Source organism: Campylobacter showae CSUNSWCD, from assembly GCF_000313615.1.
Classification (GTDB): domain Bacteria; phylum Campylobacterota; class Campylobacteria; order Campylobacterales; family Campylobacteraceae; genus Campylobacter_A; species Campylobacter_A showae_A.
In genome coordinates, this window is record NZ_AMZQ01000015.1 from 25,555 (window position 1) to 44,606 (window position 19,052).

20 protein-coding genes and 1 pseudogene are annotated in these 19,052 nt (G+C 46.3%); 6 read left to right on the forward strand and 15 right to left on the reverse strand.

Annotation, left to right across the window (positions count from 1 at the left end; genetic code table 11):
• Nucleotides 1–70 precede the first annotated feature (70 nt).
• The 6 genes from hisD to CSUNSWCD_RS09750 are packed head-to-tail and all read right to left on the reverse strand — an operon-like array spanning nt 71 to nt 6,815.
• Nucleotides 71–1,366 carry a histidinol dehydrogenase gene (gene hisD, locus CSUNSWCD_RS09725; protein WP_009496728.1) on the reverse strand — a complete coding sequence of 432 codons (1,296 nt, stop codon included), beginning with the start codon at nt 1,364–1,366 and terminating at the stop codon, nt 71–73.
• The gene (locus CSUNSWCD_RS09730) at nt 1,363–2,487 is read right to left on the reverse strand and encodes a pyridoxal phosphate-dependent deaminase (protein WP_009496729.1); all 1,125 of its coding nucleotides are present in this window, start codon (nt 2,485–2,487) and stop codon (nt 1,363–1,365) included. Before CSUNSWCD_RS09730 ends, hisD begins: the two co-directional genes overlap by 4 nt.
• 40 nt (nt 2,488–2,527) lie before the next feature.
• Complete coding sequence (locus CSUNSWCD_RS09735) at nt 2,528–3,595, reverse strand: OmpA family protein (RefSeq protein WP_009496730.1); 1,068 nt, start codon at nt 3,593–3,595, stop codon at nt 2,528–2,530.
• The gene (locus CSUNSWCD_RS09740) at nt 3,582–4,919 is read right to left on the reverse strand and encodes a MotA/TolQ/ExbB proton channel family protein (protein WP_009496732.1); all 1,338 of its coding nucleotides are present in this window, start codon (nt 4,917–4,919) and stop codon (nt 3,582–3,584) included. The genes CSUNSWCD_RS09735 and CSUNSWCD_RS09740 overlap by 14 nt, the downstream gene beginning before the upstream one ends.
• An 8-nt stretch (nt 4,920–4,927) precedes the next feature.
• Nucleotides 4,928–5,992 carry a class II fructose-bisphosphate aldolase gene (fbaA, locus tag CSUNSWCD_RS09745; RefSeq protein WP_009496734.1) on the reverse strand — a complete coding sequence of 355 codons (1,065 nt, stop codon included), beginning with the start codon at nt 5,990–5,992 and terminating at the stop codon, nt 4,928–4,930.
• A gap of 10 nt (nt 5,993–6,002) precedes the next feature.
• Nucleotides 6,003–6,815: a peptidylprolyl isomerase gene (locus CSUNSWCD_RS09750; RefSeq protein WP_009496737.1), complete on the reverse strand. Its 813-nt coding sequence runs from the start codon at nt 6,813–6,815 to the stop codon at nt 6,003–6,005.
• 109 nt (nt 6,816–6,924) lie between these two features.
• Here CSUNSWCD_RS09750 and nth point away from each other — a divergent pair, with 109 nt between their 5' ends.
• Nucleotides 6,925–7,560 carry an endonuclease III gene (nth, locus tag CSUNSWCD_RS09755; protein ID WP_009496739.1) on the forward strand — a complete coding sequence of 212 codons (636 nt, stop codon included), beginning with the start codon at nt 6,925–6,927 and terminating at the stop codon, nt 7,558–7,560.
• Here nth and CSUNSWCD_RS09760 read toward each other — a convergent pair.
• From CSUNSWCD_RS09760 to CSUNSWCD_RS09805, 9 genes are all read right to left on the reverse strand, one after another.
• Nucleotides 7,557–8,126, reverse strand: a complete 570-nt coding sequence (locus CSUNSWCD_RS09760; protein ID WP_009496741.1) for a hypothetical protein — start codon at nt 8,124–8,126, stop codon at nt 7,557–7,559. The two genes, nth and CSUNSWCD_RS09760, sit on opposite strands and share 4 nt — an antisense overlap.
• A gap of 271 nt (nt 8,127–8,397) precedes the next feature.
• Nucleotides 8,398–9,675 (reverse strand): M20/M25/M40 family metallo-hydrolase, encoded by a 1,278-nt coding sequence (locus CSUNSWCD_RS09765; RefSeq protein WP_009496743.1) that lies wholly within the window; start codon nt 9,673–9,675, stop codon nt 8,398–8,400.
• A 15-nt stretch (nt 9,676–9,690) separates the two neighbouring features.
• A complete protein-coding gene (locus tag CSUNSWCD_RS09770; protein ID WP_009496745.1) occupies nt 9,691–9,951 on the reverse strand; it encodes a heavy-metal-associated domain-containing protein in 261 nt (86 codons plus the stop codon).
• Complete coding sequence (locus CSUNSWCD_RS09775; RefSeq protein ID WP_009496747.1) at nt 9,944–10,273, reverse strand: hypothetical protein; 330 nt, start codon at nt 10,271–10,273, stop codon at nt 9,944–9,946. The genes CSUNSWCD_RS09770 and CSUNSWCD_RS09775 overlap by 8 nt, the downstream gene beginning before the upstream one ends.
• Nucleotides 10,270–11,343, reverse strand: a complete 1,074-nt coding sequence (locus CSUNSWCD_RS09780) for a transglutaminase-like domain-containing protein (RefSeq protein ID WP_009496749.1) — start codon at nt 11,341–11,343, stop codon at nt 10,270–10,272. Before CSUNSWCD_RS09780 ends, CSUNSWCD_RS09775 begins: the two co-directional genes overlap by 4 nt.
• A gap of 527 nt (nt 11,344–11,870) precedes the next feature.
• Nucleotides 11,871–12,743: a carbon-nitrogen hydrolase gene (locus CSUNSWCD_RS09790; RefSeq protein WP_009496752.1), complete on the reverse strand. Its 873-nt coding sequence runs from the start codon at nt 12,741–12,743 to the stop codon at nt 11,871–11,873.
• Nucleotides 12,744–12,844: 101 nt separating this feature from the next.
• Nucleotides 12,845–13,312, reverse strand: coding sequence for a low molecular weight protein-tyrosine-phosphatase (locus CSUNSWCD_RS09795; protein WP_009496753.1), 468 nt, complete (start codon nt 13,310–13,312; stop codon nt 12,845–12,847).
• A 14-nt stretch (nt 13,313–13,326) separates the two neighbouring features.
• Nucleotides 13,327–14,247, reverse strand: coding sequence for a cation diffusion facilitator family transporter (locus CSUNSWCD_RS09800; protein WP_009496754.1), 921 nt, complete (start codon nt 14,245–14,247; stop codon nt 13,327–13,329).
• On the reverse strand, nt 14,248–15,237 hold the full coding sequence (locus CSUNSWCD_RS09805; RefSeq protein WP_009496755.1) for an agmatine deiminase family protein: 990 nt from the start codon (nt 15,235–15,237) through the stop codon (nt 14,248–14,250).
• A gap of 155 nt (nt 15,238–15,392) precedes the next feature.
• Here CSUNSWCD_RS09805 and CSUNSWCD_RS09810 point away from each other — a divergent pair, with 155 nt between their 5' ends.
• From CSUNSWCD_RS09810 to CSUNSWCD_RS11110, 5 genes and pseudogenes are all read left to right on the forward strand, one after another.
• Nucleotides 15,393–16,046: an amino acid ABC transporter permease gene (locus CSUNSWCD_RS09810; RefSeq protein WP_009496757.1), complete on the forward strand. Its 654-nt coding sequence runs from the start codon at nt 15,393–15,395 to the stop codon at nt 16,044–16,046.
• Nucleotides 16,033–16,707 (forward strand): amino acid ABC transporter permease, encoded by a 675-nt coding sequence (locus CSUNSWCD_RS09815; protein WP_009496759.1) that lies wholly within the window; start codon nt 16,033–16,035, stop codon nt 16,705–16,707. The genes CSUNSWCD_RS09810 and CSUNSWCD_RS09815 overlap by 14 nt, the downstream gene beginning before the upstream one ends.
• A gap of 8 nt (nt 16,708–16,715) precedes the next feature.
• Nucleotides 16,716–17,450 carry an amino acid ABC transporter ATP-binding protein gene (locus CSUNSWCD_RS09820; RefSeq protein ID WP_002950871.1) on the forward strand — a complete coding sequence of 245 codons (735 nt, stop codon included), beginning with the start codon at nt 16,716–16,718 and terminating at the stop codon, nt 17,448–17,450.
• 352 nt (nt 17,451–17,802) lie between these two features.
• On the forward strand, nt 17,803–18,639 hold the full coding sequence (locus CSUNSWCD_RS09825; protein ID WP_009496761.1) for a cysteine ABC transporter substrate-binding protein: 837 nt from the start codon (nt 17,803–17,805) through the stop codon (nt 18,637–18,639).
• Nucleotides 18,640–18,945: 306 nt separating this feature from the next.
• Nucleotides 18,946–19,052 (forward strand): annotated as a pseudogene (locus CSUNSWCD_RS11110) (IS1595 family transposase); the annotation flags it as partial.

Below are 19,052 nucleotides of genomic sequence, written 5' to 3' on the forward strand. Positions count from 1 at the left end.
TAGACTGGACAAGCCAGTCCGTCAAGCCGATTTTTCGCGAGTTCCGTTAAAAGCTCCCGAGAGATAATATCTATTTTAAAGCTTCTAGTCTAACCGCGACCGAACGCTTATGCGCCCCCAGCCCCTCGGCATCGGCTAACTTCATGCATGCGTTTCCTAGCTCGCTTATGCCTTTTGCGTTTAGCGAGATGAGCGAGGTGCGCTTCATAAAATTTTCAACCCCGAGAGGCGAATAAAACCTCGCGCTACCGCCCGTAGGCAGCGTATGGTTTGGCCCTGCTAGATAGTCGCCCATCGCTTCAGGCGTAAAGTGTCCGATAAATATCGCGCCCGCGTGCCTGATCTGCGCGGCCAGCTCCATCGCGTCATTTGTGGCGATCTCTAGGTGCTCGGGCGCTAGCTCGTTAGCCAGCCTCACGCACTCATCCAGGTCGCTAGCTACGATGATAGCGCCCTTTTTATCGATGCTAACCTGCGCGATGGGCTGTCTAGCTAGAGTCTTGATCTCCTCGTTGATATGCCTTTGCACTGCCGCACCGAAGGCCTGATTTGGCGTGATAAGTACAGCGCTAGCCATCTCGTCGTGCTCGGCCTGCGAGAGCAGATCCACGGCGATGTGGCGAGGGTCGGCGCTCTCGTCGGCGATGACGCAGATCTCGCTAGGGCCCGCGATCATATCGATATTTACCTCGCCGTAGACGAGTTTTTTAGCCGTCGCGACGTATATGTTGCCAGGGCCCGTGATGACGTCGGTTTTTTTGATCGTTTGCGTGCCGTAGGCCATCGCCGCTACCGCCGAGGCGCCGCCGACTTTATAGGCTTCCTTGATGCCGCAGATATGCATGGCTGCTAGCAGTAGCGTATTTACCTTGCCCCCAACGGCAGGCGTGCAGACTACTATCTCCCCAACGCCCGCAACCAGGGCCGGGACGGCGTTCATGAGAAGCGAACTAGGATAGGCGGCCTTACCTCCAGGGATATATAGTCCCGCGCGGTCTAGCGGGGTGTACTTGGCGCCTAGCAAAACGCCGTGCTCATCGTGCTCCATCCAAGTTTTTGGTAGGCTTTTTTCGTGGTAGCTTTTGATGCGCTCAAAGGCTAAATTTAGAGCGTTTCGTAGGCAGCTATCTATACCGTCGTAGGCCTTTTGCATCTCTTCGGTGCCGATTTTTAGGCTATTTGCGTCAGGTTTCCAGCGGTCAAATTTTTCTATCTGCTCAAAAAGCGCCTCGTCGCCTCTAGCGCGCACGTCGTCCAGTATCTGCGAAACGGCGGGCGTAACCGCGCTCATGTCGCCGTTTGAGCGGTTTACCAAAGCCGCAAAATAGTCCTTAAAATTTTCGTTGCTAGTGAGTAAAAACTTCATCTCGTCTCCTTAAATTTTCTTTCGTATCTTAGTTTTTGACTGATATTTCCGAGCACGCCGCCTTGGTGGATGTATAAAATCTCGTTTTTAAATGCGCCAAGGTTTGCCATCATCGTTAAAAAGCCCACAGGATCGTAAATGAGCTCAAACTCTATCCCCGTTTGTTCGCATACTTCGCGCCAAATTTGATAAAGCTCGGGCTTTAGATCGCCGAAATGATATTTTTTCGGCGGCGGCAAAATGTGCGCCTTTGAGTTTGGCGTCAGCTCCTCGATCTCGCTTTTTAGGTAGTCTGCGTCGCCCACGCAAGGACAGGTGTAGACGTCAAATTTGACATGCTTAGCCAAAAACGCCGCCGACGTGCCCGTGCCCGAGGGCAAAAATATATCAACGGTCTTGCCCTCCGCATCCGCCCAGCACTCTATCTGCCTAGCCTGCGAGATAAAGCCCGCCTCGGCCTGCGGCTGCCAAACGCCCTCGTTTATAAAAAGCGAATCGCCGATGAAGCAATCCTGCGCAGCGGACAAATTTGAGCTTGTTTGATCTGCGGATTTTGTTAAATTTAAGTTTTTATGGCTTATGAATTCGCCAAAATTTGCGCTTGCGAGCTTTGCCGATCCGTCAAATTTGTTCAAATTTTCTCTGCCTAGATTTTGTAAATTCGGCGCGATCTCGGCTTGCGAATTCGGCATATTTTTCGCACTTAAATTCATACCCGCAAAACCTAGTCGTTCATTAAATTTACTTAAATTTGATCCGTTTCTACCAGAACCGCACGTCAAATTTACAGCCTCATCGCCGTAAATCTCACCCTCTTTTAGGCTAGCTAGTTCGTAAGCTAGAGCCTTAGCCCGTGCCCGTCTATCTTTATTTATATAGATTTTCATCCCGTTTCCAAGGGCAAATTTAAAATTTCCGATCGGATTTTCTGCTAAATTTGAGTTTAAATTTGAAACTACGTAGTGAAACTCCAGGCCCCTCATCTTGGCAAAGACGCTTAGGCTATACATCGCGTTTGACTGGCTAGAGCCGTAGCTAACGACGCGCTTTATACTGCCTAGACCAGCATGCAGGAAATACTCTAGCTTTCTAGCCTTGTTGCCGTTAAATTCGCCGTCCATCAGATCGTCGCGAAGTACGTAAAACTCGAGTCCGTTAAATTTAGTCTTTTGAATGCTTTTGATTTTGCCGCTCCAAGAGATCTTGCATCTCTTTCATCGACTCTTTGTCCGAGATCGAAAATTTGATCTCGATGCGCCTTGAGGCGTCGGGGTCTTCTTTGCCATTTTTCATCACCAGATCGCTAAAGCTACGTCCGCTAGCGATGAGATAGTGCTCTAGGCGCTTGTCTTTGTTCCACGAGTAGATAAAGTCTAGTACCGAATACGCGCGCTTTTGCGACAGATCAAGGTTGTACATGTAGCTACCAACGGAGTTTGTATGCCCCTCGATCACGATCCTGTCGATGTGTTTTGCGATCTCTTCGTTATTTAAAATCGCCTCAAAATAAGTCTGCAAGATTTCTTTTAGACGTGCCTTTGCTTCGTCTCTTAGTTCATAAGATCCCGTGTCAAAAAGTATAGACTCAGGCAGCGACACGACACCCGAGCTTGGATCTATACTGACCTTGTTTCCAAGCTTAGCGCGTAAATTTGATATGACATTTGAGCGAAGCGAGCTGATGTCTTTTATCTTGTCTTTTGTTTTGTTAAAATCCTCTTCCAGTGCGGTAAATTTTGAGATTTCATCGCCGTATTTTGCATTTAGCTCATTTAGCGCCTCATCTTTTTGCGCTAAAATTTGCCCCAGCTGCAGCACTCTATCCTGCAAATCCGCGATAGTTTTATTCGCGTCGTTTAGATTTATCTCGTAGGTTTGGGTTAAATTCGTGAGTTCGTTTTTCTCTTTTTTGACGCCTTCAAGCATCTCGTTTACGAGCCTGTTTATGTCGGCAAGCTCTTTATTTTCGCTCTTTGCGCGGTCCAAATTTGAAAAAATTTCTTTTATGACATTTTCTTTACGAACGAGCTCGCTTTGAGACGAGGCGATTTGCTTTTCACGCTCGCTTAAGTCTTTTTGTAGTTTTGCCAGATCGCTTTGGCTAAGGACGTATTTTACGACAACGGCGCCGATGATGAGCATAAAAACAAACATCAGCCCAGCCATCAGGTCCGCATACGATATCCAAAAGGTCTGGTCTCCGCTTTTGTTCTCGTTACGCGTTTTCATCTAGCATACTCGCCTTTTCGATGGTTTGCAAGATCTCATTCGCCTCTTTATCAAGCTCGTCGATGTCTTGCTTTAGCCCTTCAATGAGCGCGCTATTATCATCATAAGCTCCGATTGCTTCGTCGTCAAAAGCCTTTTTAAATGCCTGTACGCCGTCAATTAAGCTCTCTTTAAAGCCATCCATTGCAAGTTTTTGTTTTTCTAAGATTTCACTACTAAATTTAGAAAGAGACTCACTGAAATTTTTAACATTATACTCTAGTTCGCCCACGCTCTTTTCGAGCTTTGCGATACGCTCGCCGCCCACATCATAGAGACGGTTGTACTGCTCGGCAAATTTTAGTTGCATATCTTTGATGTTACCGTTAAATTTATTGATAACGTTCAAGATTTCGGCATGGACTTTGATAAGATCTTTTTGATCTTTCGAGGATTTTAGCAGCGTATTCATCGTTTGCTTGATGTGTTCGCCGCTTAGCTTGACAGCTTCTTCTTCGTTTTTCAAGATATTTGTAAAAGTTTTAAATTTAGCCTCGATAGTCTTATCCAGCTCCTCAAAGAACTCGGCATTACTAACGTGCTCAAAGATCACTCCGATCTTTTCAAAGTGTCTTAAATTCTCTTGCAAATATCTTCTATCAAGCTCCTCTTTCGTCCAGAAAAAGCCGCTCGTAGCGTTTTTCTGTCTTCGCACTAGCGTTTCAAATTTGCTCGTTCCATATTTTTCAAAAAATATCCACCAAAGCGCTAGAAAAATACCGTAAATAGAGACGTAAAACGCAGTCGCTACGCCGCTAAGAAGGGTTGAAATTTCAGTTTCGAGCTCGGTAGTATTTGAAGAGTTAAACTCCGGCATAGAAACCGCGATACTGATAAATGTTCCCAAAATACCCAGCATCGGGAAGATGCCCGCACCCACGGAAGCGAAATTTTCATTACGTAAATTTCTAGTATAGTAGGCGACAAATTCATCAAAACCGGCATTTGATTTCGTATCTTTACCGATCACTAAAAGATGTTTGATGATGTATTCTTTTAAATTTCGCTTGAAATCAGCTCCGCTTTGCTCAAAATAACAACAAGCAAGCTCGGCGCTATTTTTAGCAAAGATTAGCGAAATCACCCAAATAATACCCATCATAACGACCGTGTGTAGGCCGATTTGAAAATCTATATACCCAAAAAACCCAAGAAGCGCGACGATATATATCGCCGTCGGCAAAAATATGATTTTCGTATATACGAAAAAAGATTGCCTGCCTTTTACCTCAGGCAACGCCAAATCAGTGAAATTATCGTTTCTCGCTTCTTTTTTGGGTTCCATTGTAAACCTTAATTTCTATTTAAGCAGTTTAAATCTTCAAAAGCGGTTAATAGGCGCTTTACCATCGACTCCTCGCCGCTCCGTAGCCATTTGCGCGGATCGTAGTATTTTTTATTTGGCTTATCCTCACCCTCTGGGTTGCCGATCTGGCCTTGCAAGTATGCTCTATTTTTAGCCTCATACTCGCGCACACCGTCCCAAAATGCCCACTGAGTATCAGTGTCAATGTTCATCTTAATAACGCCGTAGCTTACAGCATTTTTGATATCTTTTAGCTCACTGCCACTTCCGCCGTGAAAGACGAAATTTACGGGTTTATCGGTCGGAGTTTTAAATTTATCCGCGACATAAGCTTGCGAGTTTTTCAAAATTTCCGGTCGCAACACGACGTTGCCCGGCTTATAAACGCCGTGAACGTTGCCAAAGCTCGCCGCTATACTAAATCTATCGCTGATTTTACTTAGTCGTTCATAAGCCTGCGCGACGTCTTCTGGCTGCGTATATAAAAGCGCGTTATCAACGCCCGTATTATCCACGCCGTCCTCTTCGCCGCCAGTTACGCCAAGCTCGATCTCTAGGCTAATACCAAGCTCGCTAAGCTCTTTTAGATACTTCTCGCAAGTGCTTAAATTTTCCTCCAAGCTCTCTTCGCTAAGATCAAGCATATGCGAACTAAAAAGCGGCACGCCGTGAGCCTTTTTGTATTCGCGGCTAAATTTAACCAGCTCGTCGATCCAAGGCAGTAGCTTTCTAGCCGCGTGATCGGTGTGCAGGATCACGGGCACGCCGTAAGCCTTAGCTAGCAGGTGCACGTGTTGCGCGCCTGCTACTGCGCCTAGTACATCGGCGTTCCCGCAAGCTTTGCCAGCATAAAAGCCGGCTCCGCCGTTACTAAATTGGATGATAACGGGTGAGTTAGCCGTCTTTGCCGCCTCTAAAACGGCATTTACCGAGTCGCTTCCGACCACGTTTACCGCAGGTATGGCAAAGCCCTGCTCCTTTGCGTATTTATACAACCTAGTTACGTCATCGCCGCTTAAAACGCCGGCTTTTACTACGTCTAAAACACCCATTTTATCGACCTTATTTATATTCTACTTTAGCTTTTGAGCGAAGCTCGTCGCCTCTTTTTCTGATATCGTTTCTAAATTTCTCCATCTTTAGGTTGCCCTCTATTTGAGGTTTAACCTCGTTTAGACCCACGGTACCGGCAGCTTTACTATCCTCTTTTAGGATTACGTGGTAGCCGAAATTTGATTTAACAGGTTTTTGAGTTACTTCGCCTTTTTTAAGTGCAAATGCAGCGTCCGCGAAAGGTTTTACCATTTGAGATTGGCCAAACCATCCTAGTTCGCCGCCGTTAGCCGCAGAACCTTGATCGGTAGATTTAGATTTAGCTAGCTCTTCGAATTTTTTAACCAGCTCGTCGCCTTTTAGACCTTTTAGCGCAGCTATTATATCGTTTGCGTCTTTTTCAGTAGCCACTAGGATATGTTTAGCTCTTACTTGTGCAGGCACGGCAAATTCGGCTTTATTTTTGTTATAAAAGTCGCTGATCTCGCCTTCGCTAACTTTGATATTGTCAAAAATTCTCTTCATCCAAAGATCAAGCACAAGGTTATTTTTTAGCTCTTCAAGCGCAGCTTTGTATTCGTCGCTCTTATCTAGTCCGCTCTTTTTAGCCTCTTCTAAAAGTAGTTTTCTATTAATAGTTTCGTCGATCACCTTTTTTTGAGTATCTTTAGGTAGTTGCTCTAGGGTTACGCCAGGCATCGCAGCAAGCGTGAAAGCTACGTCCTTATCGGTTACTTTTGTTCCGTTTACAGTGGCGTACTCCGCCGCACTTAGGCTTAGAGCCGCAGCCAAACTAAGAGATGCGAATAAAATTTTATTCATCTTTGTTCCTTAAATTTAGATTTTTGCGAGGGTGATTATAGCAGGAAAGTCATTAAATATAAGTTATAATTCATCGAAAATTTAAATAAAAACGGCTAAAATCGGCGCCATGAGAACAAAAAAAGATATAAACGCTATCAAAAATTTATTTTTAGAAAATTTCAAAGACGCGGGCAGCGAGCTTAAATTTCGCAACCTCTACGAGCTGCTCGTTTGCGTGATGTTAAGTGCGCAGTGCACCGATAAGCGCGTAAATTTGATCACGCCTTCGCTTTTTGAGGCCTACCCGGACGTAGCAAGCCTAGCGCAGGCAAATCTCGGTAGCGTAAAGGCGCTCATAAATTCCTGTAGTTTTTTTAATAACAAAGCAGAAAATTTGATCAAAATGGCAAAGAGCGTGATGAGCGAATTTGACGGTGAGATACCAACGACCGAAAAGGAGCTAATGAGTCTAGCCGGCGTAGGTCAAAAGACCGCTCACGTCGTGCTGATCGAGCATTTCGGATCAAATTTGATGGCCGTGGATACGCACGTTTTTCGCGTGGCTCACAGGCTTGGTCTTAGTAGTGGCAAGACGCCCGAAGCCGTCGAGCTTGATCTAACCAAAGCCTTTAAAACGCAGCTAAACACGCTTCATCAAGCGATGGTGCTTTTTGGGCGCTACACCTGTAAGGCGGTCAAGCCAAACTGCAAAGAGTGCTTTTTAAACGAGCTGTGTAGTAGCAAAGATAAGAAATTTCCTTAATCGCCAAAAAAATTTTTCTTTGAGAGATACGGGTATTGCAGCTGCGACGAGCCATCTTCGTCTATCAAATTTAACGCCTCGCCGAATGTGCCTTGCTCTACAAGCTCGCTATTTAAAATCGTATGCTTTGAAATAGCTTCGATAAAGCGCTCAAAATCACTCCGCGAAATAAAATGCCCGCCGAGGACAAATATCGGTTCCGAAGTTTTGCGATCGTAAAATTTAATACTACTTTTATCGACAATCGTCCACTCTTTTCTTATGACAAATTTAATATCAGCGTATAAAAACTCTAAATTTTTACTATTTTTCTGCAAGACGATGCTATTTTCCGTCAAAAACACTTTATCTATGCGAAATATTGCAAACGCCTCAAGCAAAAACATAAAAACAGCGATTCCGAAAACAATAAAATAAAGAGTCTTGACCTCGAAAACAAGGTCATCAGCAGTCGCAATCGCATAAAAAACCAAAGCGGCGCAAGGCAAAAATATGATTATTATTGAGATTAAATTATTTTTGGCGTATCTTGCGTCCAAACGAAAAATGTAGTTATCTTTTTGCAAATTTTGTCCTTAAAATTTTAAAAATGCCTTTGGCTAAATAAAATTTTTAACATTTTCAAGATGCAGGTCTCGGCGAGTAAAATTTGAAGCCGAATTTACAAATTTGGTAAACTTGGCCTCAAATTTGGATTTAGAAACAACGAGGCGAAGTATCTTGCGACGAATTTAAATGTTGCGACGAAATTTTCGACCGAAGATAGAACATATAGTTCATCGAGGGGGGAAAATTTCTAGCTCATTTAAAGGCGCGGAAGAGACAAGCCGTTCCGAGCTACTGAAGCCTAGCGATGATATTTCTCACTACCTCCGCCATCATCTCCACCGACGCTATCTCGCAGTGCTCGTTTACGGAGTGAGGCGAGTGGATGTTGGGGCCTATGGAGCAGGCTTGCAGCTCGGGCTGTTTTGCTACCAGTACGCCGCACTCAAGGCCTGCGTGCACGGCGGCAAATTTGGCTTGCGGCTTTTGTTTTTGCAGTTCCTCAAGCACCAGATGCGCAAAGTCGCTGATGCAGGGCGCCCAGTTCGCCGAGCGGTCGGCTACCCTCACATCAAAGCCCAGCGCGCTAGCTAGCGTAGCGGTCTCAAAGCCCAGATTTTCGAGCCCATCGCGCTTCATCGCGCGAGCGAAAAAGTCAAACTCGATCACTTCGCCCTTTTGCTTGACGGTCGAGAGATTTATGCTTTCGTTTACCATGCCAAGCTGCGTGTCGTAGCTGCGCACGCCCTGGGCAAATGAGTTGATGAGCGCCAAAATTTTATCGCTATTTACCAGCACGTCCGCTTCGCCCTCGCCCAGGCTCTTTACCCACGCAAGGCCTCGCTGCTTTGGATCATGCACACAGAGCGCCTTACATACGGCATTTGCGGGGATCGAGTTACTCCTCTCGCCAAAATCCAGACTAATGAGCTCGCAGCCCTCCTCGGCGAGGAATTTCGCTAGCAGTTTCGTCGCGTTTGGGATATTTTTGTGTATCTCGTTACCCGAGTGTCCGCCGCTAAGCCCGGTAACGCCGATTTCGTAGATTTTACCGATCTTTTTAACGGTCTGCGCGCCGATTTTTGCGCTTACGTTTATACCGCCCGCGCAGCCCAGCGTCACGCGGTCGTCCTCTTCGCTGTCTAAATTTAGCAGATTGGGCGATAAAATTTTACCCTTAAAGGCGTTTGCGCCCACGAGCCCGACCTCTTCGTCGTTGGTAAATAGGCACTCCAAATTTGCAAACTCCCGCATCGCGCCCATCATCATCGCCACGCCGATGCCATCATCAGCGCCCAGAGTCGAGTTTTTAGCTCTTAGGATGCCGTTTTCTTCGATCAGCTCCAAATGCGGCGCCGCGCCCACGCAGACCATATCATAGTGGCTTTGCAAGCAAATTTTAGGCTCGCCCTTTACGGCGTGGATGTTGCCAGCCTCATCGACGCTCACGCTAAAGCCCTGAGAGCGCGCAAAATCCGCCAAAAACTCCCTCATCTGCTCCGTTTCGCAGCTGCAATGCGGTATCTCGCACAGCTTCTTAAAATCGTTCATAACCTCGTTTTTTTGCATGTTTGCTCCTTAAATTTACTTAACTATCTCGCCCGTGTAGCCAGTCGTAGCCACCGCATCTAGCAGCTGCTTCTCGCTCACGCCGTCTTTCGTCTCGACGCGGGCGGTTTTATCGTGCAGGCTAGCCTTGGCGCTGATGACGCCGTCGACGTTTAGCAGGGCTTTTCGCACCATCGCCGTACACAGCGGGCAGTGCATCCCCTCGACTTTGATAACAAAATTTTGATTTGCAAACGCCATGCTTGCAAGCAGTAAAATAGATAGAATTTTATTCATAAATTTTTCCTAAAACTTCAGGGTATGATAGCAGAATAATCACAAAAACAGCTAAAAAAACGTAGATGAAGATCCACTTTTTGCGGCGATTTGCTAGGTCGCAGGATTTTGGTTTTTTGAAAAAATAAAACGCGCTCGCCGCAAAGCAGATCGCGGCAAGTGCGGTAAAATAGGGCCTTAGCTCGGTTAGGCTCTCGATAGCTTCCGAGCTAAGCAGGCTAAATGAAGCGCCGAAAATCAAAAACAAAAGTGCAGGCAGGCAGCAAAGAGTCGCCGCCAGCGCGCTTACTACCGACGCCAGAGCTAGCCAAAAGCCCTTCATTTGACCTCTTGCGACTTGTAGTCGTAGCTAAATTCTTTAGGCGAATAGTAATTTAGCACATTGTCGTCCACTTCGCCGTAAGGATAGCCGAAGTTGTTTAGCGGGAATTCCGCAGGTTTTGGCGATAACACGAAGTCGCGCGCTTCGTTAAAGCCGATCCAGCACATCTCCCAGTTGCCGAATAGATACTCGCGAATTTTAACTAGCTTACCGTCGTCGTTGCTTAGCTTTTCGCCTAGGCGCACCTTTGCGACGTCCGCGGGATCGACAGGGATCCAGCCGTGTCCTTTTAGATAAAATTCCGCTCTGCAGTGCTGACCGCCAGAGATCGCTGCGAGGCCCTTTTCATCGGCCTTTCCCATCTCGTTTGAAAATCTGCTCTGCCCTACTCTGATACCGAAAATCTCGCGCGCAGGGATACCTACGGCGCGGCAAAGCCCAACGAATACGGAGTTTATGTCGGTACATTTGCCAACCAGCTTGCCGCTTTCAAGGATCGCTTTTACGTCGCCCGTACCGCAGCCCAGGACGGTGTTATCGCGCTGCATGGTGTTTGCCACCCACGTGTAGATCGCCTTCGCGCGCTCCAGATCGCCTTTTATGCCTTTTGTGATCTCCCCTGCTTTTTGCTTTACGATGCCGTCATTTGGAATGTGCTGAGTAGGTTTTAGATACAATTCCGTTTCAGCGCTCAGCTTTTCGTTCGGGTTAAATTTGACCTTGCTAAAGTCGGTGTTTCGCTCGAAGGTCTCGACTCTAAATTTAACGCTAAGCGTCGGCTTTGCCACCTCGGCGTAGTCCACGTAAAGCGTCGGGATCGCATCGTAGTTTACCGACGGATTGGCGAAATTACCGTCAAATTTGACGTCACTCACGCTTTGATAATCTCTGATGAACGGCAGCGGTATCCACAGCCTGGTTTTCTTGCCCGCCTCTAAAATTTCGTGATTTAGAGTTACGTCAAAAACCCTCTTGTTGCCCATAGCTTTTTCCGCTCCCAGAACGGTGCTCGGAGTAGCCATAACGGCGCCTAAAATCGCAGTGTTTCTTAAAAAATCGCGTCTTTGCATGAAATGCCTTGTATAAATAATAGTTGCCCCGCAACTCTTGGGCGGTATTTTACTAACGAAAGGCTAAATTTGGCTTTAAATAGAGGTGTTTTCGCGTGTCGTTTGGGCGCAGCCAAATTTGGATAGTTGTTTAAATTTTACCGGCCAAGACCTGCACCTTTAAGATGCTAAATTTGGTTTGGTTAAATTTGCCATTACGAGTTTGGCTTCCTTGCGTAAAAAAACAACTGTTTGAGGTTGTTTTTTTGCTTTATTGTAAAGGGGGCGGGGGCTTGAATTATGCTTTGCTGAGGCAAAGCGTCGCAAGTTTAAAATTTAGCACTTCCGCGGTGCGGGTCTCGGTGGCTCAAATTTGCAAATTTGGGCATAAAACGATAAAGTGCAGGATTTTTGTTCTAGACGAGGCGCTTTTAAATTTGGCAACGGGAGTTACCTCGTCGGTAATGACCGAGCCAAATTTAAAAGTCTCTGCTTGCAGTTGCGACCACAAGGGAAGCAAAGCGAAGTATAGAGCAAAAAGACAAGCCTTAATCAATAAATCTTTTTGTTAAATTTGCGTACGCATCTATCCTTCGGTCTCTCAAAAACGGCCAAATCCTGCGCACTTCCTCGCTCCTGGTCATATCGATCTCGACGATGCGACACTGCTCGCTCTGGCTATCGGCGCGGAAAAGCTCCTCACCCTGCGCACCGAAAACAAAGCTATTGCCCCAAAATTTGATCCCGTCCATCACGCCGCTTTCGTCACTTTCAAAGCCCACGCGGTTTACGGCGATCACTGGTAGGCCGTTTGCGACCGCATGCCCGCGCTGCACGGCGACCCAGGCCTCTAGCTGACGCGATTTTTCCTCTTCCTCATCGCCCTCAAACCAGCCGATCGCGGTCGGATAGATGAGCAGCTTCGCACCGCGCAGAGCCATGAGGCGCGCAGCCTCGGGATACCACTGATCCCAGCATACCAAAAGTCCGAGCCTACCTACGCTCGTATCTATGGGCTCAAAGCCGATGTCGCCCGGAGTAAAGTAAAATTTCTCGTAAAAGCCCGGATCGTCCGGGATGTGCATTTTGCGGTATTTGCCGGCTACGCTGCCGTCTTTTTCAAAGACAAAAGCAGTGTTGTGATACAGGCCATCCGCGCGCTTTTCAAAGAGCGAAGTGACGAGCACGACGCCGTTTTGACGCGCTACCTCACCCCAAAATTTGACGTCGTTTTCCCAGTCCTCGGCAAGATCAAAAAACCTCGTCTCCTCGCTCTGGCAAAAATACTGCGTCTGGTGCAGCTCCTGCAGCACGACAAGCTCCGCTCCGCCGCCGCTAGCCTCGCGTACGAGCTCGAGCGTCCTTTGCACGGTCGCGTCTTTGGTGCCGTGAAATTTTTGTTGGATTAGCGCTACTTTCATATTTTTCCTTACGATTTAAAATTTCAAAATTATATCAAAGCGGGGATAAATTAGGGCTTGAACGGCTGGCCGGCAATCTAAATTTTACAGCTCCCGCCGGCTTATAAAATTTGCTTCAGCCTTTCAAGCAAGCCCGCGCAAGAGCTAGAAACATCCTCGTAGCACCGCTCAAAATCGCGGGTGTAGTATGGATCGGCGATTATTTTACCGCTTGGCGCGTCGCTAAATTCGAGCAGAAATTTTACTTTTTCGTCAAATTTAGCCTCAGCGCCGAATTTGCGTTTCAAAGTCCTTAAATTTTCATCGTCCATTATCAAAATAAGATCGCTGCTATCAAAATCTTTTTGCGTTATCAAGGTTGCTTTATGGGGCGTCACGGGTACGCCGTTTTGCTTCAAAACCCGCACCGTCTCGTAATACGGCGGCTCGCCTATCTCGTCCTCGTGCGTGGCGCGCGAGTCGATGCTAAGGCGCCCGGCTAGACCCGCCTTTTCGCTCAAATTTTGCATAACGGACTGCGCCATAGTCGAGCGACAGATATTTCCGTGGCAAACGAATAAAATTTTCATATTTTTCCTTTGATTTAGCATTCGCACGAGCCATTTTGATCGTCGCACGGATCAAGATGCGTCGTGATCTGCCATTCAAACTCGCCGTATTTAGCCCTGATAGTAGCCTCTATCTCGTCTGAAATTTTGTGCGCGTCGTAAAGCGAAATTTCACGGTTAAAGACTAGATGAACCGCGACATAGCAGATGTTTGCGCTCTTTCTGGTAGCTAGGCCGTGATAGCTTGCTATCTGAGGGCGCGAGCGGATTATCTCTTCGATTTGCGCCGTTATCTCGGGCTCTAGCGCGCGGTCTAGCAGCACGCCTATGCTTTCTTTCATCAAATTTATCGCGCTAACGGCGATGTAGCCGCTAATTACTATACCAAAAACGGCGTCTATCGCGGCAAATCCCGTAAATTCGACCAAGATAAGCGAGGCAATAACGGCTAGGTTACTAAAAAGGTCGCTTTTATAGTGTAGCGCGTCGGCTCTAACGATCAAATTTCTCGTGCGGCGCGCGACGCGGGAGAGGTAGGCGACCAGTAGCCCCGTAACCGCGACCGATAGCGCCATCGCATAGAGCGAAAAAGCCGTATCTACGGGCGCTTGCTCCGTTTGCAGCTTACGCACGCTCTCGTAAAATATAAACGCGCCGGCACCCACGATCAAAACGCCCTCAAACATCGCCGCAAGCGCTTCTAGCTTGGCGTAGCCGAAGTTAAATTTAGCATCAGGCGCAGCCTGGGATTTACGGATGGCGAAGAAATTTAGCGCGGAAACTAGCAGGTCAAGCATCGAATCGATCGCCGAGCTAAGCACCGCCACCGAACCGCCGATCAAACCCGCGGCAAATTTAATCACAGCTAGCGCAAACGCCGTAGCGCCCGCGACTATCACGGCTCTGCGACCTAAAATGTCATTTTGCCTTTTTATGTCGGCATTGTTTAATTGCATTTAGATTTCGCTTTCGCTTCTTGCGCCTACAAATCTATTCTGTGAGGAACAATGCAGCGAGCCGTTTTGACGTACGAAAACGAGCGAATCTACGCCGATTATCTTATGGTTCGGCAGCTCCTGCGCTAGTCGCTCAAGCACGATTTTATCGTTGTCATCATTGTATGTCGGCACGATGGCGGCGCCGTTTATAAAGATAAAATTCGCATACGTGCACCCAAGCCTCTTGTCGCCGTAAAATTTAGCCTTCGGAAGCGGTAGCGGCACGAGCTTAAAGCCCGTGTTTTCAAGCTCTTTTTTCATCGCGGCAAGCTCCTCGAAATGCTCGTCATTTGGATCGTCGCAAGAGGCATAAGCGATGGTATCATGAGCGATAAAACGCGCCAGAGTATCGACGTGGCTGTCGGTGTCGTCGCCCTTTATAAAGCCGTTTTTAAGCCATATGACGCGCCCAAGGCCAAAAAGCTCCTTAAGCCGCGCCTCGATCTGCTCTTTGTTTAGATGGGCGTTGCGATTGTCGTTTAGTAGGCACTTTTGCGTCGTTAGTAGCGTGCCGCGCCCGTTAAAATCGATACTGCCGCCCTCAAGCACGAGATCGATACTTCGCAAATCGCTTTTAAAACGCTTGGCAAGCTCCAAATTTACGGCATTATCCTTCGAACTTTCAAATTTACCGCCCCAAGCGTTAAATTTAAAATCATAACTGACGATTTTCGCGCCGTCCTGCACGTCTATCATGCCGTAGTCGCGTATCCACGTATCATCGGTGTCGATTTTTACGAACTCCACGTTATCAAATTTAGCAAATCGCTCCCGAAAAATCCCCTCATCGGGGCAGATCAAAACGACCTTTTGAAACGGCGCGATAGCTGCCACCAGCCTCTCGTAGGCATCCAAAATTTCGCCCAGATACGGCTTCCAGTCGGTATTTTCGTGCGGTAGCGATAAAAATATCAGCTCTTGTTTTTCCCACTCTGCAAACGCTCTCAAATTTGTCCTTTATTTAAATAATTTCTATCAAAATTTAGGGGTTATGATACCTTTTGCAAGCTTAAATTTTAAAATAAATCATACAAAATTAGTTTTAAATTTAGTTTGCTTTCGCTACAATCTCGCTAAATTATCAAAAAGAAGCTAAAAAAATTATGGATTTTGAGTTTATAAAAGAATTTACGCCGATGTTCGTAAAAGCTGGCATTTTCACAGTCAAGCTCTCTGTTTACGGTATCTTGCTATCGCTTGTTATCGGCATATTTTGCACGCTGGTTAAATTTTACAAGATCAAGCTCCTAACGCCTATCGTAAACGGCTACATCGAGGTTTCCAGAAACACTCCGCTACTTATACAGCTTTTTTTCCTCTACTACGGACTTAGTAAATTCGGGCTAAATTTGAGCGCCTTTACCTGCGCGGTCGCGGGACTTGCGTTTCTAGGCGGCAGCTACATGGCGGAGAGTTTTCGCCTTGGTTTTGAGGCGGTGAAAAAGACGCAGATCGAGGCCGCGCTTAGCGTCGCGCTCACGCAAGGGCAAATTTTACGCTACGTTATCTTGCCTCAGGCTTTTAGCGTTTCGATCCCCGCGGTCGCGGCTAACGTCATCTTTCTCATCAAAGAAACCTCGGTCATCAGTATCATCGCCCTGCCCGATCTAGTTTACGCGACCAAGGATATCATCGGGCTTTACTACATGACCGACGAGGCGCTTTTTATGCTCGTCGTTAGCTATTTGATTATCATTTTGCCGATATCTTTGGTGTTATTTTGGCTAGAAAAAAGGATGAGAGTTGGACGGAGTTAGTATTTTATTCGACCCGCTAGTCTTAAAGCGGCTGATTTTCGAGGGGCTGTGGATGAGCGTGCAGATTTCGGCCATCTCGATCGCCATCTCTCTTGTTTTGGGCACGTTTTTGGGCGTGGCTATGAGCTCGAAAAACAAATTTATCTTTTTCGTGCTCAAAATTTGTCTCGAAATCGTACGTATAATGCCTCAAATCGTCTGGCTATTTTTGTTTTACTACGGTGCAAGCAAGGCGTTTGGGCTTGATATCTCTAAATTTAACGCCTCGCTCATCGTATTTAGCTTGTGGGGCGTGTTTGAGATGATGGATATCGTGCGCGGCGCGATCGTCTCGATACCGCGGCATCAGTTTGAAAGCGCGGCGGCTCTGGCGCTTAGCAAGACTCAAATTTATCTTTACGTTGTGATCCCGCTAGCCACGCGCCGTCTAGTGCCTGCCGGCGTAAATTTACTAAGCCGTATCATCAAAACCACCCCGATCGTCGCTCTCATAGGCGTACCCGACCTGCTAAAAGTCGGACAGCAAACGATCGAAGCCGCAAGCTTAACGGCAAACCCGACCGTGCCGTTTTGGATATACGGCTTTATATTTTTATTATATTTTCTCGTCTGCTATCCTATCTCAAAACTATCCAAGATACTTGAAAACAGATGGGCATAAGGAATCAAATGAGCGAAATTTTAAAACTCTCAAATTTAAGCAAATCTTACGGCGACTTGCAGGTGCTAAAAGGCATCGACCTTAGCGTAAAAAACGGCGAAGTAGTCGTGATCCTAGGACCGTCAGGATGCGGCAAAAGCACGACCCTGCGCTGCATAAACGGCCTTGAGCCCTTTGACGGCGGACAGATAGAGATAGCTGGCGAAAAGATCGACAAAGACTACAAAGACTGGATAAAAATCCGCCAAAAAGTGGGCATGGTTTTTCAAAACTACGAGCTGTTTGACCATATGAACGTCATCGAAAACATCGTGCTAGGCCCGGTAAAAGCGCAAAAAAGAAGCCGCGAAGAGGTCGAAAAAGAAGCCGAAGCATGGCTAGAAAAAGTTGGCCTAAAACATAAAAAATACGCCTATCCAAAGGAGCTTAGCGGCGGACAAAAGCAGCGTATCGCCATCGTGCGAGCGCTTTGCATGAGGCCAGAGATCATGCTCTTTGACGAGATAACAGCCTCGCTAGACCCCGAGATCGTGCGCGAGGTGCTAGACGTCGTCATAAACCTCGCAAAAGAGGGCATGACGATGCTAATCGTAACGCACGAGATGGGCTTTGCGCGCTCGGTGGCAAATCGCATCGTTTTCATGGATGAGGGCAAGATCGTCGAGGAGAGCGAACCGGAGGCGTTTTTCACGCATCCAAAAAGCGAACGCGCGAAGAAATTTTTAAATTTATTTTCGTTCTAAGAGGTTTTAAATTTAATGTTTTTAGGCTAAATTTGAGAGCTTTTCGTCAAATTTAGCTGTTAAGCTCTTGCGCTTTAGTTAAATTCAAATAACTTAGATTTAACATCCTAACTCTAACTCAAATTTACGCAAAATAACGAGCCCAAATTTGATCCGCTAGCCATTTCTTAAATTTAAAATTAAATTTACAAATTTATATTGAGTAAATTTTACACTCCATTTTAAATCTAGCGTTACGTTTTTAAACAAAATTTGATTTTTCTATACACCAGCCATCTAAAAAAATACAAATTTAGTCGCATTTTAGTCAAGCTTTTGTATATTTTGCGCACTTTATTTTAAAGGAGAAAGAATGAGAAAACTTCTGTTTTCATTTTTGGCAACATTCGCCGCCGTCTTTCTAACGGGTCAGGCTAATTTGCAGGCTGCCGAAGCTGACGCTTTGGCTAAAATCAAAGAGCGCGGATACGTGCGCGTGGGCGTCTTTAGCGACAAACCGCCATTTGGCTACGTCGATAAAGAGGGCAAAAACCAAGGCTATGACATATACTTCGCCAAACGCATCGCAAAGGATTTGCTGGGTGACGAGAGCAAGGTAAAATTTGAGCTCGTAGAAGCAGCAGGCCGCGTAGAAGTGCTAGTAGCCGACAAAGTCGACATCACTTTGGCAAATTTTACAAAAACGCCGGAGCGTGCTAGAGTCGTTGATTTCGCGCTTCCGTACATGAAAGTGTCGCTAGGCGTAGTTAGCCCTGACGGCGCGGTCATAAAAAGCGTGGATGAGCTAAAAGGCAAAAAGCTAATCGTCAATAAAGGCACTACCGCGGATGCGTATTTCACAAAAAATCACCCTGACATCGAGCTTATAAAATACGACCAAAACACCGAAACTTTCGCCGCTTTGGTAGATAAAAGAGGCGCGGCGCTAGCGCACGATAACGCGCTGCTTTTTGCATGGGCTAAAGAAAATCATGGCTTTACAGTTGGTATCGAAGCTCTAGGCGAGGTCGACGTCATCGCGCCTGCGGTCAAAAAGGGCAACAAAGCGCTGCTTGAGTGGCTAAATAACGAGATTATTGAGCTTGGCAAGGAAAATTTCTTCCACAAAGACTATGACGCTACGCTAAAACCGATCTACGGCGATAGCGTAAATCCGGAATCTCTAGTCGTCGAAGGCGGCAAACTATAAAACCCAAAGTCGGAAGAAATTCCGACTTTTTCATTCTATACATTTTAAAATTTAAAGCATTAGGTAAATTTACCACCTGCACAGCCCACCGTTGCGATATTTTAAATACGACTAAAATTTTACACTTGCTTCTTATTAAAGCAAATTTGATCCGAAAAATACAATAAATAAATCGTCAAATTTAAGCTCACATATCAAAGTTTGTAAATTTTAATCGCTATAGAGTTCAAGGATATTTTTTTGGCTCAAGATAAGTTAAAAACTTTCAAAGGAGTTTTTCTCAAAGAGTGTGCAAGCACAAGAACTATGATTCTGTCGATGAAAAACAAGTATATAGTTCGTTCCCGAATTTCGCAGAAGAAATTTAGAGAAATTCTCAAGTATTTTGCAGAGGATATAGAGGCTACTAAAAT